The organism is Nonomuraea sp. NPDC050227 (assembly GCF_044459705.1).
In the GTDB taxonomy this organism is placed as follows: domain Bacteria; phylum Actinomycetota; class Actinomycetes; order Streptosporangiales; family Streptosporangiaceae; genus Nonomuraea.
Map to the genome: position 1 here is coordinate 1,129,270 of NZ_JBITJF010000001.1, position 23,193 is coordinate 1,152,462.

19 protein-coding genes are annotated in these 23,193 nt (G+C 72.1%); 10 read left to right on the top strand and 9 right to left on the bottom strand.

The features are described 5' to 3' along the window. Positions 1 to 4: 4 nt before the first annotated feature. A complete protein-coding gene (locus ACIBK9_RS05965; RefSeq protein WP_397155489.1) occupies positions 5 to 913 on the bottom strand; it encodes a M23 family metallopeptidase in 909 nt (302 codons plus the stop codon). Positions 914 to 1,028: 115 nt separating this feature from the next. On the opposite strand from ACIBK9_RS05965, the gene ACIBK9_RS05970 reads away from it, so the two are divergent. After that, positions 1,029 to 3,710 carry a BTAD domain-containing putative transcriptional regulator gene (locus ACIBK9_RS05970; RefSeq protein WP_397155491.1) on the top strand — a complete coding sequence of 894 codons (2,682 nt, stop codon included), beginning with the start codon at positions 1,029 to 1,031 and terminating at the stop codon, positions 3,708 to 3,710. Between the two features lie 8 nt (positions 3,711 to 3,718). Here ACIBK9_RS05970 and ACIBK9_RS05975 read toward each other — a convergent pair whose 3' ends face one another. After that, entirely contained in the window at positions 3,719 to 5,065 is a 1,347-nt protein-coding gene (locus ACIBK9_RS05975; protein ID WP_387671456.1) for an NERD domain-containing protein, read from the bottom strand. A 61-nt stretch (positions 5,066 to 5,126) separates the two neighbouring features. Here ACIBK9_RS05975 and ACIBK9_RS05980 point away from each other — a divergent pair, with 61 nt between their 5' ends. The 3 genes from ACIBK9_RS05980 to ACIBK9_RS05990 all read left to right on the top strand — a co-directional run bounded on the left by ACIBK9_RS05980 (position 5,127) and on the right by ACIBK9_RS05990 (position 7,046). Then, positions 5,127 to 5,744, top strand: a complete 618-nt coding sequence (locus tag ACIBK9_RS05980; RefSeq protein ID WP_397155493.1) for a type 1 glutamine amidotransferase family protein — start codon at positions 5,127 to 5,129, stop codon at positions 5,742 to 5,744. Further along, positions 5,741 to 6,274 (top strand): MarR family winged helix-turn-helix transcriptional regulator, encoded by a 534-nt coding sequence (locus ACIBK9_RS05985; protein ID WP_397155495.1) that lies wholly within the window; start codon positions 5,741 to 5,743, stop codon positions 6,272 to 6,274. Before ACIBK9_RS05980 ends, ACIBK9_RS05985 begins: the two co-directional genes overlap by 4 nt. Positions 6,275 to 6,779: 505 nt before the next feature. Further along, positions 6,780 to 7,046 (top strand): hypothetical protein, encoded by a 267-nt coding sequence (locus tag ACIBK9_RS05990; protein ID WP_352322992.1) that lies wholly within the window; start codon positions 6,780 to 6,782, stop codon positions 7,044 to 7,046. A 278-nt stretch (positions 7,047 to 7,324) separates the two neighbouring features. On the opposite strand, the gene ACIBK9_RS05995 is transcribed toward ACIBK9_RS05990, so the two are convergent. Beyond that, positions 7,325 to 7,813 (bottom strand): C40 family peptidase, encoded by a 489-nt coding sequence (locus ACIBK9_RS05995; protein ID WP_397155498.1) that lies wholly within the window; start codon positions 7,811 to 7,813, stop codon positions 7,325 to 7,327. 398 nt (positions 7,814 to 8,211) lie between these two features. On the opposite strand from ACIBK9_RS05995, the gene ACIBK9_RS06000 reads away from it, so the two are divergent. Beyond that, on the top strand, positions 8,212 to 8,478 hold the full coding sequence (locus ACIBK9_RS06000) for a hypothetical protein (RefSeq protein WP_352322994.1): 267 nt from the start codon (positions 8,212 to 8,214) through the stop codon (positions 8,476 to 8,478). Positions 8,479 to 8,890: 412 nt separating this feature from the next. Next, positions 8,891 to 9,238 carry an STAS domain-containing protein gene (locus ACIBK9_RS06005; RefSeq protein WP_358291638.1) on the top strand — a complete coding sequence of 116 codons (348 nt, stop codon included), beginning with the start codon at positions 8,891 to 8,893 and terminating at the stop codon, positions 9,236 to 9,238. On the opposite strand, the gene ACIBK9_RS06010 is transcribed toward ACIBK9_RS06005, so the two are convergent. From ACIBK9_RS06010 to ACIBK9_RS06030, 5 genes are read right to left on the bottom strand one after another with little or no spacing between them, the layout of a single operon-like run. Then, the gene (locus tag ACIBK9_RS06010; RefSeq protein WP_397155500.1) at positions 9,205 to 11,400 is read right to left on the bottom strand and encodes a germacradienol/geosmin synthase; all 2,196 of its coding nucleotides are present in this window, start codon (positions 11,398 to 11,400) and stop codon (positions 9,205 to 9,207) included. The genes ACIBK9_RS06005 and ACIBK9_RS06010 overlap by 34 nt on opposite strands. Beyond that, the gene (locus ACIBK9_RS06015; RefSeq protein ID WP_387671447.1) at positions 11,400 to 12,770 is read right to left on the bottom strand and encodes a family 2B encapsulin nanocompartment shell protein; all 1,371 of its coding nucleotides are present in this window, start codon (positions 12,768 to 12,770) and stop codon (positions 11,400 to 11,402) included. Before ACIBK9_RS06015 ends, ACIBK9_RS06010 begins: the two co-directional genes overlap by 1 nt. 43 nt (positions 12,771 to 12,813) lie before the next feature. Continuing rightward, complete coding sequence (locus tag ACIBK9_RS06020) at positions 12,814 to 14,223, bottom strand: family 2B encapsulin nanocompartment shell protein (protein WP_387671445.1); 1,410 nt, start codon at positions 14,221 to 14,223, stop codon at positions 12,814 to 12,816. 27 nt (positions 14,224 to 14,250) lie between these two features. Next, positions 14,251 to 15,192, bottom strand: coding sequence for a 4-hydroxy-3-methylbut-2-enyl diphosphate reductase (locus ACIBK9_RS06025; protein ID WP_397155503.1), 942 nt, complete (start codon positions 15,190 to 15,192; stop codon positions 14,251 to 14,253). 11 nt (positions 15,193 to 15,203) lie between these two features. Continuing rightward, the gene (locus tag ACIBK9_RS06030; RefSeq protein ID WP_397155505.1) at positions 15,204 to 16,247 is read right to left on the bottom strand and encodes a polyprenyl synthetase family protein; all 1,044 of its coding nucleotides are present in this window, start codon (positions 16,245 to 16,247) and stop codon (positions 15,204 to 15,206) included. A gap of 129 nt (positions 16,248 to 16,376) precedes the next feature. On the opposite strand from ACIBK9_RS06030, the gene ACIBK9_RS06035 reads away from it, so the two are divergent. Further along, positions 16,377 to 18,125 (top strand): 1-deoxy-D-xylulose-5-phosphate synthase, encoded by a 1,749-nt coding sequence (locus tag ACIBK9_RS06035; RefSeq protein ID WP_397155507.1) that lies wholly within the window; start codon positions 16,377 to 16,379, stop codon positions 18,123 to 18,125. Then, complete coding sequence (gene ispG, locus ACIBK9_RS06040) at positions 18,113 to 19,216, top strand: flavodoxin-dependent (E)-4-hydroxy-3-methylbut-2-enyl-diphosphate synthase (protein ID WP_397155509.1); 1,104 nt, start codon at positions 18,113 to 18,115, stop codon at positions 19,214 to 19,216. The genes ACIBK9_RS06035 and ispG overlap by 13 nt, the downstream gene beginning before the upstream one ends. Positions 19,217 to 19,328: 112 nt before the next feature. Here the strand turns inward: ispG and ACIBK9_RS06045 are convergent, their stop codons facing one another. Further along, on the bottom strand, positions 19,329 to 20,705 hold the full coding sequence (locus ACIBK9_RS06045) for a carbohydrate-binding protein (RefSeq protein ID WP_397155511.1): 1,377 nt from the start codon (positions 20,703 to 20,705) through the stop codon (positions 19,329 to 19,331). Between the two features lie 165 nt (positions 20,706 to 20,870). Here ACIBK9_RS06045 and ACIBK9_RS06050 point away from each other — a divergent pair, with 165 nt between their 5' ends. Then, positions 20,871 to 22,052, top strand: a complete 1,182-nt coding sequence (locus tag ACIBK9_RS06050; RefSeq protein ID WP_397155513.1) for a zinc-dependent alcohol dehydrogenase — start codon at positions 20,871 to 20,873, stop codon at positions 22,050 to 22,052. A 41-nt stretch (positions 22,053 to 22,093) separates the two neighbouring features. Next, entirely contained in the window at positions 22,094 to 23,143 is a 1,050-nt protein-coding gene (locus tag ACIBK9_RS06055) for an NAD-dependent epimerase/dehydratase family protein (protein WP_352358694.1), read from the top strand. Positions 23,144 to 23,193: the final 50 nt, after the last annotated feature.

Here is a 23,193-nt window from a genome sequence, read left to right on the forward strand (position 1 = left end):
CGCCTCAGCCGCAGTGCTCGAACGGGCTGTCGTAGGCCGAGGCGCCGGCCTTGCCGCCCCACTTGACGCACGTGTTCGCGGCGGCGGCGTAGACCGGGCCGGCGTAGTACCCGTAGTTGCCGGAGTCGGTCTTCCTGGTACTGCCCTGCACCTCCAGGTAGGCGGTCGTCGCGGTCGCCGTGCCGAGCGACTTCGCCTTCATGGTGACCACGCAGTTGTTGCCGTTGGAGCCGTTGTAGAGCAGGTAGACGGTCCCGTCGGTGCCGAGCCCGGCCGAGTCGATCACGTCGTAGCCGGCGCCGCACGCCTCCTGCGGCGTGTACGGGTTGCTGGACCCGCCGCAGTTCTTCGAGCTCAGCGTCTGCACCGGGTAGCCGAAGGTGACGCCGTTGAAGACGGCCTTCTGGATGTTCGACGGGTAGCTGGTGCCCAGGCGCACCTCGTAGTGCAGGTGGGGGCTGATGTTGTTGCCCGGCTTGCTGGTGTTGCCGACCGTGCCGACCTGCTGGCCCTGCGAGACGGACTGGCCGGCGCTGACCAGCCGGGTGTTCAGGTGGGCGTAGTAGGTGGACCAGCCACCGCCGTGGTCGATCTTGACGAGGTTGCCGTAGCCGTTGGTCGAGCCCTGGTGCGCCGAGATCACCACCGTTCCCGAGGCGGCGGCCACGACCGGGTCGCCGAGGTCGGCGTCGGCGGTGCTGCCCCTGTTGAAGTCGATCTCCCACGATTGGTGGGCGCTGCTCGCGCTGGAGTTGCCGGTCCAGGTCTGGCCGCAGGGGAACGGCATCTGGAAGTTCGTCGCGAGGAGCTGCGCCTGCGCGGACTCCGGCTCCGGGTCGGCGAAGGCGGGGGTCGTCGTGCCGAGGCCGAATAACAATGCCAGGCCGGCGACCATTGATCGGCTGAGCTTCATGGGGTGATCCTTTCCAGTGGGATCTGTGACACCAGAGTCCGCATTGGCCGCACAAGAATCATCCAGAACCGATACAAAGAGCTGTCAGATCTCCCGTAAAGGGGCTGATGCTGTCATGACGGTCACCTTCCACGTCCTCGGCCCGCTGGAGATCCGCTCCGCCGGCCGTCCCCTACGGATCTCCGGCGGCAAACCCCGCATGCTGCTGGCCACGTTGCTGCTGGAGGCAGGGCAGGTGGTCGGCGCCGACCGGCTCGCCGAGGTGCTCTGGCCGGGGCGCCCGCCGCGTTCGGCGCTGGCCAACGTGCGCACCTACGTCAGCTCGCTGCGGTCCCAGCTCGGCCCGGTCGGCCTGCGCGCCGCCGGGGCCGGCTACACGATCGACGTCGCCGACGGCGCGCTCGACCTGCTCCTGTTCGAGGAGCTGGCCCGTCGCGGCGAGTACGGCGCGGCCCTCGCGCTCTGGCGCGGCGCGCCGCTGAGCGACCTGCCGGGCAGCCCGGTCTGGGACCGCCGGATCGAGCACCTCCACCGGCTGCGGCTGCGGGCCGCCGAGTCGCTGATCGAGCGGCGCCTCAAGGCCGGCGACCACGACGGCGCCGCCGACGAGCTGCGCGGCCTGCTGGTCGAGCATCCCTACCGGGAGGACCTGTGGGGCCGGCTGCTGCTCGCCCTGCACCGCGGGGGGCGCAAGGCCGAGGCGCTGCGCACGTACGCGGCGGTCCGCGACCAGCTCGTGGACGAGCTCGGCGTCGAGCCGGGGGCCGAGCTGCGCGGCGCGTACGAGCTGATCCTGGCCGACGAGGGCCGGGTGGCGCCGGCCGTGCCCCGGCAGCTCCCGCCCGACCTGCCGGACTTCATCGGCCGGGCCGCCCCCCTGGCCGCGCTGGCCGGGACGTTCTCGGTCGCGGTGATCTCCGGCCCGCCCGGCGTGGGGAAGTCGGCCCTGGCCGTGCACGCCGCCCACCGCCTGCGCCCGGCCTTCCCCGCCGGGCAGCTCTACCTGGAGCTCGGCGGCAGGGCGCCGGGCGAGCTGCTGGCCGAGGCGCTGCGGGCGCTCGGCGTGACCGGCGCGCCGCCGACGCCCGGCGAGCGGTCGGCGCTGCTGCGGTCGCTGCTGGCCGAACGCCCGATGCTGGTCCTGCTGGACGACGCCCGCGACGCCGCCCAGGTACGCCCCCTGCTCCCCGGCAACGACAGCGCCGTGATCGTGACCACCAGGCGGCGGATCACCGAGCTGCCCGGCGCGCTGCGCGTCGAGCTCGGCGAGCTGTCGCCGGAGGAGTCGCTGGCGCTGCTCGGCGGCGTCGCCGGGGCCGGGCGGGTGGCCCGCGAACCGGCCGACGCCCTGGCCGTCGTCACGCTGTGCGGCGGGTCGCCCCTGGCGGTCAGGGCCGCCGGAGCCCGGCTGGCGGCCCGGCCCGGCTGGTCGCTGTCGGTGCTGCGCGAGCGGCTTGAGGAGGACTGGCTGGCCGAGCTGAAGGAGGTGCGGGCCTGCCTCGACGCCGGATACCGCAGGCTGCCCGCGGAGGCGGCCCGTGCCCTGAGCGCGCTCGGCGTCCTCGGGCCCGCCGCCGGGGCGCAGCCGGGCTGGGTGGTGGACGCGGCGCTCGGCCGGCACGGCGCCCACGACGTCACCGACCTGCTCGTGGACGCCCACCTGCTGGACCCGGTCGGCACCGACGACGTCGGCCAGCCGCGCTACCGCGTGCCCGACCTCGTCGGCAGGCACGCCCGCGACCGCGGCCCCGACCGCGGCGCGCTGGCCAGGGTGCTGGCGGCCTGGACGGTCACCACCGAGCACGCCATGGCCCGCCTGCCCACCACCGTCTTCAGCCTCACCGCGGCCAGGGCGGCCAGGTGGCGGCTGCCCGCGCGCACGCTCGACCGGCTCACCGCCGACCCGATCACCTGGTTCGAGTCGGAGCACGAGGCGCTGGCCGGAGCCGTGGACCTGGCGGCCGAGCTGGGCCTGGCCGAGTCGGCCTGGGGGCTGGCCGCCGCCATGGTGCCCTACCTCGACCTGCACTGCCACCTCGGCACCTGGCGCCGTACGCACACCGCCGCCCTGGCCGCCGCCCGCGCCGCCGGCGACCGGTACGGCGAGGCCGCCATGCTCAGGGGCCTGGCCCAGGTCAGCCTCTACCAGGACCGGTACGAGGAGTCCGCCGAGGGCTTCGCCCTCTCCCGCCAGATATTTCACGAAATAGGAGACGTCAGGGCCGAGGCGACCTCGGTCTGCGGGCTCGGCGCCGTGAACCAGTTCCGCGGCCGGCACCTCCAGTCGCTCGGGTATCTGCGCCGGGCGCTGGCCATGTTCGTCGCCTCCGAGGACCGGCACGGCGAGGCGTTCGCCCGGCAGGCCATCGGCCGGGCCTGCCTGACCTCGGGCGACCTCGTCCAGGCGGCGGAGTCGCTGGGCGAGGCCATGCGGCTGGCCCAGGAACTGGGGGACGCCCACCGCGAGGGCTGCGTGTGCCTCCAGATGGGCCGGCTGCACCAGGCGATGTCGTTCCACCGGCACGCCCTGGAGATCTTCGAGTCGCTCGGCGACCGCCACTGCGGGGCTTACGCGCTGCAGAGCCTCGCGGGCCTCCAGGCGGCGCGCGGCGACCTGACCCGCGCCTCGACCGGCCTCGAACGCTCGCTGGAGGTCTTCCAGGAGCTCGGCGACCGCAGCGGCGAGGCGTCGGCCACCCAGCTGCTCGGCGAGCTGCACCGCTCGGCCGGGCGCACCGGCCTGGCCCTCGACTACCTCAGGCACGCCAGCGCCCTGCGCCGCAGCCTGCCGGCCTGAGGAGGACGTCAGGGGCCGGAGACCAGACGGCGGACCAGCCGCCGCAGCCGCGACTGCTGCAACGGCACGCCCTGCAGCGCGTCGAGCGCCTCGGCGGCGCTCGGCCGCTTGGCCGGGGAGTGGTCGAGCATCCGGCGCACGACCTCGGGGACGTCGGGACCGTGGGCGTCGGAGCTGGTCGGGAGCTGCCCGGTGAGCAGCTGGTAGGCGATGGCCCCGGCCGCGTAGACGTCGGACGCGGTGGTCATCCGGTCGGGACGCTCCTGGCACTCGGGCGCCACGTAATGGGCGTCGAGCACGTTGCCCAGCTCGTGGGCGACCGTGTAGTTGCGCGGCCCCGGCTTGGCGTAGTCGAAGCCGGTCAGCACCGCGTGCCCGTCGTCGGTGACCAGCACGCACCCGGGCGTGAGCGCCCGGTGGACGACGCCGTTGGCGTGCGCGTGCGCGAGCCCGCGCAGCAGGTCCTGGATCACGCCCAGCCGGGCCCCCTTGCCCAGCGACAGGTGCAGCGCCTCGCCGTGGACGTCGTCGAGCACCAGCACGAACCGGCTCTCGTCGTCGATGGCGAAGAAGTCGCGCGAGCGCACGACGCACGGATGGGGCGGGATGCGGGCCAGCGACTGGTAGGCGTTGGCGATGCGCTGACGCTCGGCGGCCCGCGCCTCGTGGTCGGCCAGCGGGTCGGCCTGGTAGACCCGCAGCAGCACGGTCTCGCTGCCCGGCAGCGTGGCGTTGAACGCGCGGTATTCGGTGACCTTGGCGTCGCCGCCGAGCTGCTCCTCGACCTCCCAGTTGCCGAACCTGGGCGGCGCGGTGCTGCGGCGCACGGTGTGGTTGAGCGCGTCGAGCACCGCCGTCAGGTAGGGGCGCACGTCGGGGCTGCACCCCCGCCTTACCCGCGAGACGTCGCCCAGCGTGGCCACCAGGCCGGGCAGGTCGGTGACGTTGGGGGCGTCGCGGCCGGCCTGGTCGACCAGCTCGGCGTCGGGCGAGGTGAGCACGACCAGGCTGTCGACGTAGACGCGTTCGAGCTGGGTGGCCCTGGACACCAGCAGGCCCTTGAGCGCCTTGGCGGTGCCCCGCAGCTTGGTCACCGGAGAGCCGAACGCCTCCCGGCGCGGCGGGTACCAGCGGGTGCCGGACACCTCGATGCGGCCGCGGGTGCCCTTGACGTCGACGACCACGAGCGAGTGGGCGGTCAGCACGAGCAGGTCGACCTCGAACACGTCGTCGCCGCGCGGGACCTCGACGTTGTGCAGCAGCAGCCAGTCGGCGGGGGCGTGGTCGCGCAAGTAGGAGATCACGCGCCGTTCGGCGTCGTTGACCGGCCGTCCTCCGCCGACGATCTGTGCCATGGCGCCTATCCTCGCACGGTTCTCCATTGACAACATGCTGTCGAAATGACAGTATGTTGTCATGAAGGGAATCATCCACCACGCCGTCTACGACACCTTCGCCGACTGGGAGACCGGGCACGCGACCGCCCATCTGCGCAGCGAGCGCTTCCAGCGCGAGCCGGGGGCGTACGAGATCGTCAACGTCGGCCTGACCGGCGAGCCCGTCGTCAGCATGGGCGGCCTGCGGGTCACCCCGGGCCTCGCGCTCGACCGGCTCACGCCCGAGGGCAGCTCGCTGCTCATCCTGCCGGGGGCCGACCTGTGGGACGCGGGTGACGAGCTGGCGCCGTTCGCCCGCAAGGCGCGCGAGTTCCTGGAGGCGGGGGTGCCGGTGGCGGCCATCTGCGGCGCCACGGCCGGCCTCGCCCGCGAGGGCCTGCTCGACGACCGCGGCCACACCAGCGCGGCGCTGCCGTACCTGGGGGCCCAGCAGGGCTACGCCGGAGCCGGGCACTACCAGGAGACGGACGCCGTGCTCGACGGCGACCTCGTCACCGCCGGCCCGACCGAGCCCGTCGCCTTCGCCCGGGAGATCTTCCGCCGGCTCGACGTCTACCGGCCCGACGTCCTCGACGCCTGGTACCGCCTGTTCGGCGAGAGCGACGCCTCGGCGTTCGAGGTGCTGATGGCCGCATGACCCCCGGCGGCAGCCCCGACCCCGGAGACCCCCTTGCCCGCCGCGACGGGAGCGGTGGCGGGCGAGGTGGGAGCGGTGACGGCGGTGAGAGCGTGGCGGCCGAGCTGCTGTCCGGTCTGGCCCTGGCGTCGTTCCGGCTCAACGGCCAGTTCCTGCACGTGGCGGAGGAGCTGGCCAAGCCGGCGGGCATGACGGCGGCCTGGTGGCAGGTGCTGGGCGCCGTCCTGGGGGAGCCGCTGCCGGTGGCGGGGATCGCCCGGGTGATGGGCATGACCCGCCAGGGTGTGCAGCGCATCGCGGACCTGCTGGTGGAGAGGGGCCTGGCCGAATACCGGCCCAACCCCGCCCACCGCCGCGCCAAGCTCCTCCAGCCGACGGAGGCGGGCCGCGAGGCGATCGCCGGGATCGTCCCGGGCCACCGCGAGTTCGCCGACCGCCTGGTGGACGTGCTCGGCCTCGACGCCGCCCGCGAATCCCTGGCCGCCCTCCACCGCCTGACCGCCGCCCTCGACCACCTGATCACCCCCTGACCCGGCCTCTTCCGCGCGCGTCCCGCCCCCTCCCTGTCCTTTGACGGGAGGGGGCGGTTTTGGTCCGGGGGCGTTCTCGCAGGTCAGCGGGACATCTGGCGCGACCGTCGTCCGGTAATAGCGGAACAGCACCTCCGAGGCGATCACCTGGATAACCACTCACCTGGTCGCCAAATTCGCCGAACTCGGGCCCCGGCGTCGTAGGTCGTTCCTCAAGTTTCGGGTGATCGTTGCCTGAACGGCCGGGCACGAACGCCCCAACATCGCCGCCGGAAGGCCAAAAGAATCCCGTTCACCGGGCAGCCCGACCGGGATATATGCAGTGCCCCGTCGATGAGCGCGGAAACCGAGTGCCAAGAAATCGAGGCGTCCCCTTGACCTTCGTTAGGGCATTCCGAGTTGCGATTTTCGCTGCCTGCCGCGATGGTTATTTGCGGCACCTCACAGCCCTGCACAAACGACCATGGCGCACAAATTCAGCGCCGATCCATGGAGGAAAGCAAACATGATCCGTCGCATTCTGGCCGGTGCAGCTATCGCGGTCACCGCTCTCGGCTTCTCCGCCTCCGCCGCGTCCGCGGACGTCGGCCCCAACCCGTACAACAACGGGCAGAGCATCCTGAGCCAGCTGAGCATCCTCGACGACCTGACGGCGCTGAACGATGTCGCCAACGACTCCATCAAGTACATCGACATCCTCACCCTGCTGCACCTGAACGACATCGAGGCCAACGTCCTCAACAACCAGGACAAGTACGGCGACAACAACTGAGCCTCCTCGCGTGGCGTAGGCAGGAAGACGATCGGCGACCCGCAGGAGAATTCGCGGATCCGCCCGGCCAAGGTCGCCTTCCTGGTGCCTTGAGGTGGACCGAAAGTACGGGCCGTGGCATTTCGCGAGGCCACGGCACGGGCTTGGTGCGCACCGAGCTCTGAACGCCTCGCGGCCCAGGTCGATCACTGCAGGACGACCTGGGCCGCGGGGCTCACGCGTAGGCGCACCCGGCTCCGCGCGGGCCCGGCCGGCGAACTCGGCCCGTCGGGCTCGGCCTAGGCGTCGGAACGGCTCGGGCTCGGGCGTACGACGCCCAGGAAGCGCGGCCGTTCCAGCGCGTCGAGCCGTACGGATTCACCGCTGTAGGGCGCGTGCACGATCTGCGTGCCGTCCACCGCGAGCGCCACGTGCTCGGGGCCGGGGGTGTCGACGTCGCTGTCGTAGAACACCAGGTCCCCGGGCTGGATCTCCTCCCGCGGTATCCGGATCCCGGACCGCCACTGCTCGTACGTCGTCGTCCCGATGGCCACGCCGGCCCGCGCCCACGCGTACTCGGTGAGGCCCGAGCAGTCGAATCCCCAGGTCCTGGCCCCTTTGCCGATTCCGAATCCGGGGCCGCCCGGACCGCCGCCGCCCCACGAGTACGGGACGCCGATCATCTCTATCGCCGCCCGCAGCGCGATCGAGCCCGCCGCCGACCGGACGGCCGGTGCCTGCGCCCGGCACCCGTGCGGATGGCAGCCTGCGGCGCCCTGCGCGGGCATCGAATGGGAAACGCACACAATGGTGTGCGCCAATGCAACAGCCAACAATCGCAGTAGTCCGTTCATGGCATATTCGGCACCCCCGCGTGGCCGGCCGCGCCGCCGTTACGGCACGGCGTTTCAAGCGACTTCTCCCGATTACCTGCTCCGGGAGTATGGGGATAAAACAACCTGCCGTGCCCGACGAGTCGCATTATTTCGGGGCATTTCGGGATGTCTTTCGCCCGATCGACGGCCAAGGAATAAGTGCGGGTACTTGACTTTGGCTTAGCATATTTTCCTTGCGGCCTGCCGCAGCCCCACGAGATCGTTATTCGCGAAATTCCTGCCACTCGGGAGGCGGGTAATAAATGATGACGCGCACCGCTGCGCCGATTCCGATGAAAGGGAAGTAAAAAATGATGCGTCGCATTCTCACCGGTGCAGCCATCGCCGGCGCGCTGTTCGGGTTCACCGCCACGAGCGCCTCGGCCGACGTCGGCCCCAACGCCTACAACGGCGGCAAGGCCATCCTGAGCCAGCTGTCCATCCTGGACGACCTGACGCTGGCCAACGACGTCCTCAACGACTCCGTCAAGTACATCGACGTCCTCACCGCCCTGCACCTCCAGGACATCGAGCTCAACGTCCTGGACGCCCAGAGCAACTACGGCGACAACAACTGAGACCGCTGACCGGCGGCGGCCCGTCCGCGCGCCCGTCAGGCTGACCCGAAGGCGTTCCGGCAGCCATGACCCCTCGTGGCGGCACCTTGCCGAACGCCCCCGGATCGGCCGCGGCGGGACGCGTGCGGGCCCCGCCGTGAGGACGGTCCGAAGCCGGCCCAGCCCTGCGTGCTGGGCCGGCTTCGTGCGTCTGCGGAGATCGGTGCAACCCTTCATTATTCGGCTGCAATTCGGTCATTTTCTCCTGAACATTACATAGCGAAACATACTTCGTGTAATCTGGGTTCGGGTTAATCGTCAGCGCGGCGAAGGAACCGCGACCTCCTCAGGGCGGCCACCACGGCCGGGAGGCAGCTTGACGGTCATCCCACCGGCAACCCCCTGTCCATAGCTGTTGGGGGGTGCGCACGTCGTGAACGATCTCGAAGAGCGGCTGCTCTATCAGGACGGGCAGCTCAGCATCACGCTGCGGGTCGTCCCCGGAGCCCCGGCCGTCGCCCTGTCCGGCGAGGTCGACGTGACCAACAGCCCCGCGCTCGCCAGCACGCTGTCCGACTCGCGCGGGGGCAGCACGTACATCGTGGTCGACACCGGCGAGCTGACCTTCGTCGACCTGTCCGGGCTGCGGGTGCTGGCGCTGCCCGCGCTGCCCCCGGACGAACGGTGGATCCGGCTGCGCAACGTCACGCCGCACCTGCGACGTCTGCTGCGCATGATGGGCTGGTTCTACGCCCCGCGCCCGTACGACGTGCCGCTGTAGACCAGGGTCGCCGCCGACGTGCCGAGCCCGTGGGGGCCGGACAGCCGGAAGGCCGGCGGCCGGTGGTGCCGGCGCAGGGACGGCTCGTCGTAGCGGAGACAGCCGCGGTGCCAGTTGAGAATGCCGGTCAGCCAGTGGCGGCAGTCGGCCAGGAACGCGTCGAGCGCCTGCCGCGCCGCGCAGTCGAGCCCGAGGTCGTCGCACAGGATCGGCAACTCGTGCGCGGCGATGTGCTGGAACTGCTTCATCCGCGAGGTCAGCAGGTCGTTGACGATGCCGAGCGCGGCCGGGTAGTCGCAGTCGAAGAAGTTCTGGACCACCAGGACGCAGTTGTGCAGCTCGCCCTCGAACTCGATCTCCTTCTGGTACGAGAAGATGTCGTTCAGCAACATCCCGCAGTCCATGACCGCGTTCTCCAGCGCCCGCATCGGGCCGCTCTCGTACAGCGCCTCGGGCAGCGCGTACGCGTGCCGCAGCCGGCACAGGCTCATCGTCAGCTCCGAGCCGAAGGTGAGCCGGCGCATCTCCAGGTAGTCCACCGGGTCGGGGATGTGCCGGGCCGCCTCGTTGCCCAGCTCCCAGAGCCAGCCCTCGCACATCGTCACGACCGACCGCCGCAGCTGCGCGCGGGCGCCGGCCGGCATCGGCCCCGCCGTACGCGCCCACAGGTCGGCCAGGCCGCGTTCGAGCGCGCTCACGGGCGGCGGCGCAGGCGTGCCGTCCAGCGGCATGAACGCCGCGAGCCTGGACACCGTGACCTTGGCCGCCGCCAGGTTGCCCGACCGGCCGAAGACGACGGGGAAGTAGTCGTCGCCGTAGGTGCCCCAGCACAGCCAGTGCGAGGCCAGGTCCAGCTCCTCGGGGGTGGCGTCGGGATGCAGGCCCGCCGCGCACAACGGCAGGTCGTAGTCGGCCAGCTTCTCGGCGTCCCAGACCGCCGAGCCCACGACGCCCGGCTGGGCCTCCAGCAGGCCCATGGACGCGCACCAGGTCACCGCGTTGCGCCGGGCCCCGTCGAGGTGGGGGGACAGGCGCAGCTCGAAGGGCACGTACAGCTCGGGGATCTGCGAGGGGCCGACGCGCTGCCGCCCGGTGTGGGCGAAGTTGCGCAGCCGCTTGGCCCCCGTGCCGGCGACCAGCGACTTCGCGCCGAGCGGCCGGGCCGTCTTCGCGCCCTTGTTCATGTAGCGGCTCGACCGCAGGTGCCACTCGTGCCCGCCGGACTGCCAGTCCTGCAGCCCCTTGACGTAGGCCAGCACGCCCGCCGCCGACAGCGGATCGACGGCGTGCTCGACGAAGAGCGGACCCAGCTCGCCCAGCGCGGTGTGCTCGAACTGCTGCATGCGCGAGGTGAGCAGGTCGTTGACGGCGTCGGCGGCCTCCTGCGTCGTGCACCCGAGGAACGTCTCCAGCACCAGCACGCCGTTGCTCAGCTCGCCCTCGTCCCTGACCTCGCGCTCGTAGGAGAACAGGTCGTTGCGCAGGTGCACGGCGTCGGAGAAGCTGTCCTTCAGCACCCGCAGCGGCCTGGCGCCGGCCAGCCGGGCGGGGATCTCGGCCCGCACCGCGTGCTCGACCAGCCCCGCCGACCAGGGCGCGCCGCCCACCTTGCGGCGCATCTCGATGTACTCGACCGGGTTGGCGATCCGGCCCTCGTTGATGTTGGACAGCTCCCAGATCGACTCGTTGAGCAGGTGGCGGGTGCTCTCGGCGAACCGCCGCCGCCAGTCGGCCGACATGCCCGGCACCGTGCGCAGCCACAGGTCGGCCAGGCCCGCCTCGACCGGGTTGGCCGGCTCCGGCATGGACAGGTCGGCGCCCATCGGCATGAACCGCGGAAGCCGGTCGAGGTGCCGCTTGCCGCCCTGGATGTCGCCGGAGCGCTTGAAGACGTCGAGGAAGTGGTCGTCGAAGAAGAACACCCAGACGTACCAGTCGGTGATCAGGCACAGCTCGGCGCCGTCGCAGTCGGGGTGGGTGTAGGCGCACATCAGGGAGTAGTCGTGGCCGTCGAGGTCGGCCTCCTCCCAGACGCCCGATCCCTCCAGCATGCCCATCTCGCGCGCCCACAGCTTGGAGTGCGTACGGGCCTCCTCCAGATGCGGGTTGAGCCGCGCCGGGTACGGCATGTAGAAGTCGGGCAGTTCGAACGGCTGAGCCATCAGCTCGCTACCTCCACGTCCTCCAGCACCCCGAGCGCGTCGGGCACCAGCACCGCGCACGAGTAGTAGGCGCTGACCAGGTACGACATGACGGCCTTCCGGTCGATGCCGGTGAGCTTCACGCTGAGCCCCGGCTCCCGCTCGTCGGGCACGCCGGTCTGGAACAGGCCCACGACGCCCTGGTCCTTCTCGCCGGTGCGCATGCACAGGATCGAGGTGGTGCCCGCCCGGCTGATCGGGATCTTGTCGCACGGCAGGATGGGCACCCCTCGCCACGACTGCACGGGCACGCCCTCGATCTCGGCGGTGTCGGGATAGACGCCCCGCGCGCTGCACTGCCGGCCGAAGGCCGCGATGGCCCGCGGATGGGCCAGGAAGAACCGCGACTTCTTGCGCCGGCTGACCAGATCGTCCAGGTCGTCGGGGGTGGGCGGACCGGTCAGCGTGCGGATGCGCTGGCTCGGGTCGACGTTGTGCAGCAGGCCGAAGTCGCGGTTGTTGACCAGCTCGCGCTCCTGCGACTCGCGCACCGCCTGGACGGTGAGCCTGAGCTGCTGCTCGGTCTGGTCCATCGGGTCGCCGAACAGGTCCGCGACCCGGGTGTGCACGCGCAGCACGGTCTGCGAGACGCTCAGCTCGTACTCGCGCGGGCCCGGGTCGTAGTCCACGAACGTGCCCGGCAGCGTGTGCTCGCCCCGGTGGCCGGCCGACAGCTCGATGGCCGCCTCGCCGTGCTTGGTCTGGGGGGCCGCCCGCCGGGCGCGGTGGCGGTCGAGCCGGTCGCGCAGGGCGGGCGTGCTCTCGGCCAGCGCGCGCAGCTCCTCCCACGGCAGGGCCAGCACCGTGCACCTGGTGCCGGCCTCCAGCGTGTCGTGCCGTACGGCCCGCTCGCCCGGCGGTTCGGTCCCGGCGTGGTCGCCCTCGCCGAGGGTGCCGAGCACCAGGCGGTTGCCGTAGTCGCCCGGCTGGAACCGGGTGACCCGGCCGTCGGCGACCAGGATGATCTCGTCAGCCGGCCGTCCGGCCCGCGCGATCGTGTCGCCGCGGGCGTACTCCCGCTGCTCGAACAGCCCCGCGAGGGTGTCGAGCAGGCGGTCGTCGTCGAGCCCGTGCAGCGGCGGCAGCTCGGTCAGGCTCGGCGGCACCACCCGCACCCGGGCGCCGGTGCGCGAGAAGCTCACCCGGCCACCGCCGACCATGTAGGTGAGCCGCCGGTTCACCCGATAGGTGCCGGCGGTGTCCACCCACGGAAGCATCCGCAGCAACCAGCGGGAGGAGATCTCCTGCATCTGCGGAGGCGTCTTGGTCGTCGTGGCGAGTTTCCGCGCCGCGGCGGTATCCAGGCTCAGCCGCTGATCCGACTCCGTCAACACAAACACCACCAATTCTTGGACCGGACGGACGAAGGGGCTGCTAGCCGTTCCTGCCGAGCTCGACGTCCTCCAGGACGCCGAGCGCGTCGGGCACCAGGACGGCGGCCGAGTAGTAGGCGCTGACCAGGTAGGAGATGATCGCCTTCTCGTTGATGTTCATGAAGCGCACCGACAGGCTCGGCTGGTACTCGTCGGGGATGCCGGTCTGGTGCAGGCCGACGACGCCCTGGTTCTCCTGGCCCGTCCGCATGAGCAGGAACGACGTGGTGCGCTTGCCGGTGACCGGGATCTTGCTGCACGGGAAGATCGGCACGCCGCGCCAGGCCGGGATGCGGTGGCCGTTGACCTCGCTGGCCTGCGGGTAGAGGCCGCGCTTGCTGCACTCCCTGCCGAACGCGGCGATGGCCTGCGGGTGCGCGAGGAAGAAGGCCGGCTCCTTCCAGACCACGGCCAGCAGGTCGTCGAGGTCGTCGGGCGTGGGCGGGCCGGAACGGGTGCGGATGCGCTGGCTGAAGTCGGCGTTGTGCAGCAGGCCGAACTCCCGGTTGTTGATCAGCTCGTGCTCCTGGCGCTCGCGCAGGGCCTCGATCGTGAGGCGGAGCTGCTGGTCGAGCTGGCTCATCGGCTGGTTGTACAGGTCGGAGACCCGGCTGTGCACCCGCAGGACCGTCTGGGCGACGCTCAGCTCGTACTCGCGGGGGGACTGCTCGTAGTCCACGAACGTGCCGGGCAGCGCGACCTCGCCGGAGTGGCCGGAGGCCATGTCGATCGCGGCCTCGCCGTAGGCGTTCTGGGCGTGGTCGCCGGCCGCCTGCCGGCTCTGGATGTGCTCGCGCAGCGCCGGGGACTGCTCGGCCAGCTGCTCGAAGGTCTGCCTGGACAGGGTGAGCACGGTGGTGTGCGTCTTGGCCGTGGCGGTGAAGTCGTAGGTGCCGCCGCCGGTCAGCGCCTGCTCGCCGAAGTGGTCGCCGTCGGCCAGGACGCCGAGGTTCTGCTCGTCGCCGTAGGCGCCCTGCCCGACCTTGCCGACCCGGCCGTGGGCGATCAGCACGAGCTGGTCGGCCGGATCGTCCTCCCTGACGATGGCCTCGCCCGGCTCGATCTCGCGCTGCTGGAAGCGGTCGGCCAGCGCTTCGAGCACCTCCATGTCGTCGAAGCCGCGCAGCATGGGCAGCTCGGTCAGCTCGGCCGGGATGACCCGCACGTCGGAGCCGGTCGTGGAGAACGTGATGCGCCCGTCGCCGAGCGTGTACGTCAGGCGCCTGTTGACCCGGAACACGCCACCGGAGCACTGCACCCACGGCAGCAGCCGCAGCAGCCACCTGGAGGTGATCTCCTGCATCTGCGGGGGCGTCTTGGTGGTGGTCGCGAGCTGTTTGGCGGCCTCGGTACTGAGGCTGAGCTGCCCGTTGCCGTTCAAGGGCGCGCTGGAGTCGGTGGTTTCTGTCATGGTGCACCGCCAATCTCGGTGTGGGGTCTAGCCGGGGTTGCGGGAGGAACGGAGTTCCAGGGGGAGGGAGAAGGTGAGCGTCTCCTCGGTCACGGTCACGGGCTCCACGTCGGTGTAGCCGTGGCCGGCGAGCCAGCCGAGCAGGTCCTCGACCAGCACGTCGGGTACGGACGCGCCGGAGCTGACCCCGACCGTGCCGACGCCGCCGAGCCATCGCGGGTCGGCGTCGCCGGCCCGGTCGACCAGGTGGGCGGCGGGGGCGCCGGCGTGCAGCGCGACCTCGACCAGCCGCCGGGAGTTGGAGGAGTTGGCCGAGCCGACGACGATGACCAGGTCGCAGCGGGGGGCGATGCGGGTGATCGCCTCCTGGCGGTTCTGGCTGGCGTAGCAGATGTCGTCGCTCGGCGGGTCGGCCAGCTGGGGGAACCGGTCGCGCAGCTCGGCGACGGCGCCCATGGTCTCGTCGACCGAGAGGGTGGTCTGCGACAGCCAGGTCATGCGCGCCGCGCCGCTCGCGGTGACCTCGTGGGGCCTGGCCGGATCGACGACGTGGATGCGGCCGGGCGCCTCGCCGAGGGTGCCCTCGACCTCCTCGTGCTCGGCGTGGCCGATGAGCACGATCTCGTGGCCGGCCTCGGCCAGCCGCACCGCCTCCTTGTGCACCTTGGTGACCAGGGGGCAGGTGGCGTCGATCGTGCGCAGCCCGCGGCCCCCGGCCTCCTGCCGGACCGCGGGGGAGACGCCGTGGGCCGAGAAGATCACCAGCGCGCCGTCCGGCACCTCGTCGAGCTCGTCGACGAAGACCGCCCCGCGCTCGGTGAGGTCGGCCACCACGAACGTGTTGTGCACGATCTGTTTGCGCACGTAGACCGGTGGCCCGAAGCGCCGCAGCGCCTCCTCCACGGAGAAGATGGCCCGTTCGACGCCCGCGCAGTAACCGCGCGGGGCCGCGAGCAGTACGCGTCCCATCGGAGAGCCCCCTACTTGGTACGGTGCGCGAGCTGGTCGGCCAGGACGGACAGCGCACTGCCGGCCTCGGGCCCGATCGGCGCCCGGGCCAGGGCGGCCGTGGCCTCGCCCACGCGTTCGTCGATCATCGACTCGACCTGGTCGAGCGCGCCGGTGTCGATGAGGATGGTGCGCAGCCCGGCGGCCTGCTCCTCGGTGAGCGCCGGGTTGCCGTGCCAGGCGCGCAGGTAGCCGAGCTGCGCGGGCGAGGCGTGCGCCATGGCGTGCGCGATCAGCACCGTGTGCTTGCCCTCGCGCAGGTCGTCGAGCGCCGACTTGCCGGTCTCGGCCGCCGAGCCGAACGTGCCCAGCACGTCGTCGCGCAGCTGGAACGCCTCGCCGAGCGGCACGCCGAACCGGGAGAAGGCGTCGAGCAGCTCGGGTGCGGCGCCGGCCAGGGCGCCGCCGATCTGCAACGGCCGCTCGACGGTGTACTTGGCCGTCTTGTAGCGGATCACCGTGAGCGCCTCCGGCACGCTCGCGCCGGCGCGGAGCTGGGCGAGGATGTCGAGGTACTGGCCGCTGATGACCTCGGTGCGCATGGCGTCGAAGAGGTGGTGGGCGGCCCGCAGGCGGACGGGCTCGACGCCGCACGACGACAGCAGGGTGTCGGACCAGGCCAGGCTGAGCGTGCCGAGCAGGATGCCGCCCGCGTGCCCGAACGCCTCCGCGGACGGGCCGTCGTGGAGGTCGGCGAGGTTGCGGTGGATGGTCGCCCGGCCCCGGCGCAGCTCGCTGCCGTCCATGATGTCGTCGTGGATGAGCAGCCCGGCGTGGCACAGCTCCAGGGCCGCCGCGGCGCTGACGATCTCGTCGCAGTCGGCGCCGCCCGCGCCCCGCCAGCCCCAGTAGCACAGCAGGGGGCGGATGCGTTTGCCGCCGCCGAGGATGAACTCGGTCAGCAGCCGGTAGGCCGTCTGCACGTCGGGATCGGAGACGGGCGAACGCCATGTCTCCAGGAAGTCGGCGAGGCGTCGCTCGATCCGCGATCCGAGGTAGTGCTGAGTGAAGCTCACCGGCATCCGCTCGGCTCCTTCTGGTCGGGACGCACTACCAATAGTTACTACTTGAATACAGAGCGTGTAAAGTGTCTTGGGCCTTTCAACTATTTCTTTTGGCTCATCGCAACACCGTCAGGGGATGTCATGACGACCCTGTTGCCGTACGTTTCCACTCCCCAAGACCTGCGCGCCCTGCCCGCCGAGCTGCTGCCCGGCCTCGCCCGCGAGATCCGCGACTTCCTGGTCGAGAAGGTGAGCGCCCGCGGCGGGCACCTCGGCTCCAACCTCGGCGTCGTCGAGCTCACGATCGCCCTCCACCGCGTCTTCGACTCGCCCGGCGACGCCATCGTCTTCGACACCGGGCACCAGGCGTACGTCCACAAGATCCTGACCGGGCGGCGCGACTCCTTCGACGCCCTGCGCTGCCGCGGCGGCCTCAGCGGCTATCCGAGCCGGGAGGAGTCCGTGCACGACCACGTCGACAACTCCCACGCCTCCGCCGCGCTCGCCTACGCCGACGGACTGGCCAAGGCGCGCCTGCTGACCGGCGACGCCGGCCGGGCGGTGGTCGCCGTGGTCGGCGACGGCGCGCTCACCGGCGGGCCGGCCTGGGAGGCGCTCAACAACCTGGGCGCCGCCCGCCACCGGCCGGTCGTCGTCGTGCTCAACGACAACGGCCGCTCCTACGCCCCCACCCACGGCGGCATCGCCGACCACCTCGCCCGCCTGCGCACGGCCGCCGACGTGACCGTCTTCGAGCAGCTCGGCCTGCGCTACCTGGGCCCGGTCGACGGCCACGACATCGCCGCGCTCGAAGCGGTCCTGCGCGCCGCCCGCGAGCTGCGCGCCCCCGTCGTGGTCCACTGCGTCACCCGCAAGGGCCGCGGCTACGACCCGGCCGAGCGCGACCACGACGAGCACCTGCACGCGATCCCGGCCACCGACCCGGCCACCGGCCGGCCCCTCGCGGCCGGCGCCGCCACCTGGACCGACGCGTTCGCCCGCCACCTGTGCGTGCTCGGCGAGCGCCGCGACGACCTGGTGGCCGTCACCGCCGCGATGCCGGGGCCGACCGGGCTGGCCTGCTTCGGGCGGCGCTTCCCCGGCCGCATGTTCGACGTCGGCATCGCAGAGCAGCACGCGCTGGCCTCGGCGGCGGGCATGGCCATGGCGGGCCTGCACCCCGTGGTCGCCGTCTACGCGACGTTCCTCGGGCGCGCTCTCGACCAGGTGCTGATGGACGTCGCCCTGCACGGGCTGCCGGTGACGCTCGTGCTCGACCGGGCCGGGCTCACCGGCCCCGACGGGCCCAGCCACCACGGCATGTGGGACCTGGCGGCGCTGGCCATGGTGCCCGGCATGCGGGTGGCCGCGCCGCGCGACGCCCGCCGGCTGTGCGAGCTGCTGGAGGAGGCGGTCGAGCACCCCGGGCCCACCGCGCTGCGCTTCCCCAAGGCGGCCGCCGGTCCCGAGCTGCCGCGCGTGGGGCGGCTCGGCGACGTCGACGTGCTCTTCGCGGGCGGTCCCGACGTGCTGCTGGTGGCGGTCGGGCCGATGGCCGGGCCGTGCCTGGGCGCGGCGGCCATGTTGTCGGCCGCCGGGATCGGCGTGACCGTGGTCGACCCCCGCTGGGTGATCCCGGTCCCGGCCGGTCTGCGCGGGCCGGCCGGGGCCGCCCGGCTGGTGGTGACCGTCGAGGACGGCCTGGCCGCCTGCGGGGCCGGCGCCCTGCTCCGGCAGGAGTGCGGGCCCCGGCAGCACATCGTCAACCTCGGCCTGCCGCGCGAGTTCGTCGCGCACGGGAGCCGGGCCGGGTTGCTCGCCGAGGCCGGGCTCACCGGTCAGGGCATCGCGTACACCGTTCGAAGGGAGCTGGACAGGTGGCCGCTGTAGATCTCGGACTGCCGGTGCGACATCGGGCGCGCAGGGCGTCCAGGCAGGTCATGGTGGGGTCCGTGCCGGTGGGGGGCGACGCGCCCGTCTCGGTGCAGTCGATGACGACGACGGTGACGGCCGACGTCGACGCCACGTTGCAGCAGATCGCCGAGCTGACGGCGGCGGGCTGCCAGATCGTCCGCGTCGCGGTGCCGACTCAGGACGACGCCGACGCGCTGCCGGAGATCGCGCGCAAGTCGCAGATCCCGGTCGTCGCCGACATCCACTTCCAGCCGCGGTACGTCTTCGCCGCCATCGAGGCGGGGTGCGCGGCGGTCCGGGTCAATCCCGGGAACATCAAGAAGTTCGATGACAAGGTGGGCGAGATCGCGCGGGCCGCGTCCGGCGCGGGGGTGTCGATCCGCATCGGGGTGAACGCCGGATCGCTCGACCCCCGGCTGCTGGCCAAGCACGGCAGGGCCACGCCGGCCGCGCTGGTGGAGTCGGCGTTGTGGGAGTGCTCGCTGTTCGAGGAGCACGGCTTCCGCGACATCAAGCTCTCCGTCAAGCACCACGACCCGCAGGTGATGACGGCGGCCTACCGGATGCTGGCCCGCAGCTGCGACTACCCGCTGCACCTCGGCGTCACCGAGGCAGGGCCGCTCATGCAGGGCACGATCAAGTCGGCGGTGGCGTTCGGGATCCTGCTCGACGAGGGCATCGGCGACACGATCCGCGTCTCGCTGTCCGCGCCGCCGGTGGAGGAGGTCAAGGTCGGGATCGGGATCCTGGAGTCGCTGGGGCTGCGGCGGCGCAGGCTGGAGATCGTCTCCTGCCCGTCGTGCGGACGGGCCCAGGTGGACGTGTACGGGCTGGCCGAACGGGTCACCGCGGCGCTCGACGGATTCCCCCATCCGCTGCGGGTGGCGGTGATGGGCTGCGTGGTCAACGGGCCGGGCGAGGCCAGGGAGGCGGACCTGGGGGTGGCCTCGGGCAACGGCAAGGGGCAGATCTTCGTCAGGGGCGAGGTGGTCCGCACCGTCCCCGAGTCGCGGATCGTGGAGACGCTGGTCGAGGAGGCCCTGCGGCTGGCCGGAGAGGCGTCCTGACGGTCGCCGGAAGCGCATGGGCCGGGCGATGTCCCTGACGGAGGAGTGGGACATCGCCCGGCCGCGCGGTCCAGGTCGTGAGGGGGTATCTCCGCCCTGGACGTCTAGGGGGTCAGACGCGCTGCCAGAGAGCCGGCACGTTCGGCGGCTCCCAGCCGGGCTGGGCGGTGTGCCCCTGGAGGCAGCGGTAGGTCGAGCCGCCGTACGTCACCGTCGCGCCGGCCGCGTACGTCGTGCCCGCGGCCCACGTGCCGCCGACGGTGGTCGTGACCGTCGGCGTGCTGGTCGGGCCGGGGCCGCCGCCCTGGGTGGCGAGGGTCAGGCCGTAGGCGGACAGGATCTCGTTGACCGGCTGGAAGTACGTCGTGCCGCCGGAGCTGCAGTTGCCCGAGCCGCCCGACGTCACGCCCTGGGCCTGGTCGCCGGAGATGAACGAGCCGCCGGAGTCGCCGGGCTCGGCGCAGACGTTGGTCCGCGTCACGCCGGAGACGGTCCCCTCCTGGTAGGTGACGCTGGCGTTGAGCTGCTGGACCGAGCCGCAGTGGTAGCCGGTGGTCGATCCGGCGCGGCAGACGGCCGAGCCCACCTGGGCCACGGTCGAGCCGCGTACGGGCAGGATGCCGGCGCTGTAGCCGTACACCACGCCGGTCGGGGTCCACTGGCCGTTGACCTCGACCCAGGAGTAGTCGTTGCCCGGGAAGGACGAGCCGCGGAACGTGCCCATGGCGACCCGGTTGGAACCGGACGTGCTGGACCCGGCGGTGCCGCAGTGGCCGGCGCTGACGAAGCCGCCCTGCGAGCCGGCCTTGGTCACCGAGAAGCCGACGGAGCAGCGGGTGCCGGAGCCGATGTAGTAGGCGTCGCCGCCGCGGACGTCGTAGAACGGCGTCGGCTTCTCGGCCGAGCGCACGACCTGGACGGCGGAGGCGTCCGCGCCGCTGGCCCGCACCCAGGCGGCGGCCTTGGCGGGGTTGGAGCTGAGGACGACGACGGTGTTGTTGACGACGTCCACGTACCAGACGGGGGCGGTCTTCGGGGCCTTGGCCGACGCGGCGTCCAGCCTGGCCTTGACCCCGTCGAGGCTGCTCAGCGAGCGGGCCACCACGCGGGCCTGCACACCGGCCTTGGCGATGGCGGCCACCTGCGCCGGGTCGGTGGTGGCGGTGACCGGGGTGGAGGTGGGGCCGGTCACCCAGGAGCCGGCGTAGGAGGCGCCTAACTGGGCGCGCAGGGTGGGTTCGAGTCCGGCCGCGGCGGCCTCGTTGACCAGGCGGGCCTCGGCCTGCTGGCCGGTGATGCCGAGGTCCCGGCTCATGGCGTCGACCAGGCCCTGCGGGGGGTCGGCGACGGCTTCGGCGTTGGCGCGGGCGATGGAGTAGGGGGTCTCGTCCTGGGCCGTGGCGCCCTTCGCCGCGAAGGCCAGGGCCGGGACGCTGATCATGGTGACGGCGATCGCGATGCCCGCCGTCACGGTCTTCCTGGGGAGCATGTGCACGTCTCCTCGCGTACAGGGGGGTGTCTGCACGGTACGAGCCCGAATACGAGGAGTGGTCGTGTCAAAACACCCCTATCACCGTGTTATGGGGCAAACCGTTTGGAGCTCTATGTGGGGGTATGCGGGATTTGTGCCGTCCGAATCCCATCTGGAGGCGTCATGAAGGCCGTCACCTGGCACGGCAAGCGGGACGTACGGGTCGAGGAGGTCCCCGACCCGGCCATCAAGGAGCCCAACGACGCGGTGATCAGGGTGACCAGCTCCGGCATCTGCGGCTCCGACCTGCACCTGTACGAGGTGCTCGGGCCCTTCATGGCCGAGGGCGACATCCTCGGCCACGAGCCCATGGGCGTCGTCGAGGCCGTCGGAGCCGCCGTCACCGACATCAAACCCGGCGACCGCGTCGTCATCCCGTTCAACATCTCCTGCGGCCACTGCCACATGTGCGGCCTGGAGCTGTACGCGCAGTGCGAGACCACCCAGGTCAAGGAGCAGGGCATGGGCGCCGCGCTGTTCGGCTACACCAGGCTGTACGGCCAGGTGCCCGGCGGCCAGGCCGAGTACCTGCGCGTGCCCGAGGCCCAGTTCGGCCCGATCAAGGTGCCCGAGGGCCCGCCGGACGAGCGGTTCCTGTTCCTGTCCGACGTGCTGCCGACCGCCTGGCAGGCCGTGGACTACGCGGAGATCCCGGACGGCGGCAGCGTCACCGTCTTCGGCCTCGGCCCCATCGGCCAGATGTGCGCCCGCATCGCCCGCCACCTCGGCCACCGCGTGATCGGCGTGGACGGCGTCACCGAACGCCTGGAGATGGCCCGCCGCCACGGCATCGAGGTCGTGGACGGCAGCGAGACCTCCGACGTGCCCGGGGCGATCCGCGAGCTCACCTCCGGGCGCGGCACCGACTCGGTGATCGACGCCGTCGGCATGGAGGCCCACGGCTCACCGGCCGCCAAGATCGCCCAGACGCTCACCGGGCTGCTGCCCGACGTGGTGGCCGCGCCGCTGATGTCCCACGCGGGCGTCGACCGGCTGGCCGCGCTCAACCAGGCCATCGAGACCGTCCGCCGGGGCGGCGTCATCTCCGTCATCGGCGTCTACGGCGGCATGACCGACCCGATGCCGATGCTGCGCATGTTCGACAAGGGCGTCACGCTGCGGATGGGCCAGGCCCACGTGCGGCGGTGGATCAACCGGCTCATGCCGCTGGTCACCGACGACTCCGACCCGCTCGGCGTCATGGACCTGACCACCCACCGCATGCGGCTGGAGGAGGCGCCGCAGGCGTACGAGATGTTCCAGAAGAAGGCGAACGGCGCGATAAAGATCCTGCTACAGCCCTGACCAGGGGTTTCACCCTCCGGAGCGCGGGCAGCGGTGCGGGCATGAGAGTCGTGGTGGTCGGGGCTACCGGCAATGTCGGCACGAGCGTCGTACGCGCGCTCGCCGCGGATGACAACGTGACGTCGATCGTGGGCGTGGCCCGCCGCCTGCCGGGATGGCGCATCGACCGGACCGAGTGGCGGCAGGCCGACGTCGCCACCGGCGACCTGTCCCGCATCTTCGAGGGCGCCGACGCCGTCGTGCACCTCGCGTGGCTGTTCCAGCCCACCAGGGACCCGGCCGTGACCTGGCGGGCGAACGTGCTGGGCAGCATGCGGGTGTTCCGCGCGGTGGCCGAGGCCGGGGTGCCCGCGCTGGTCCACGCCTCCTCGGTCGGCGCGTACTCGCCCGGTCCCAAGGACCGGCCGGTGGACGAGAGCTGGCCCACGCACGGCTGGCCCGGGGCCGCGTACGGCCGGGAGAAGGCGTACGTCGAGCGGGTGCTCGACGTCTTCGAGCACGACCACCCGGCGATCCGCGTGGTGCGGATGCGGCCGGGGTTCATCTTCCAGCGGGCGGCGGCCACCGAGCAGCGCCGCCTGTTCGCCGGGCCGTTCCTGCCGCGCCGGCTGATCCGGCCCGGCCGCGTCCCGTTCGTGCCCGACGTGCCCGGACTGCGGCTCCAGGTGCTGCACGCCGACGACGCGGCCGAGGCGTACCGGCTGGCGGTGACCAGGACGGTGTCGGGGGCCTTCAACCTGGCCGCCGAACCCGTGCTCGACCCCGCCGACCTGGCCAAGCTCCTCGGCACGCGGACGATACCGGTCACGCCCTGGCTGGCCAGGACGCTGATGTCGGCCGGCTGGCACCTGCGGCTGGTGCCCGCCTCGCCCGGCCTGCTCGAACTGGCCCTGCGCATCCCCGTCATGAAGACCGACAAGGCCAGGGACGTCCTGGGCTGGCGGCCGCGGCACTCCTCCTGGGACGCCATGCGCGAGCTGCTGGACGGCCTGCACGACGGCGCCGGCATGGAGACCCCGCCACTCGCCCCCGACGGCGGCCCGCTGGGCCGGGTCAAGGAGCTGGCCACGGGGGTCGGCGCCCACCCCTGATCCGGAGGTGTAAGCCCGCCCGGCCGGGGAAGGGGACGGTTCTCTACGCA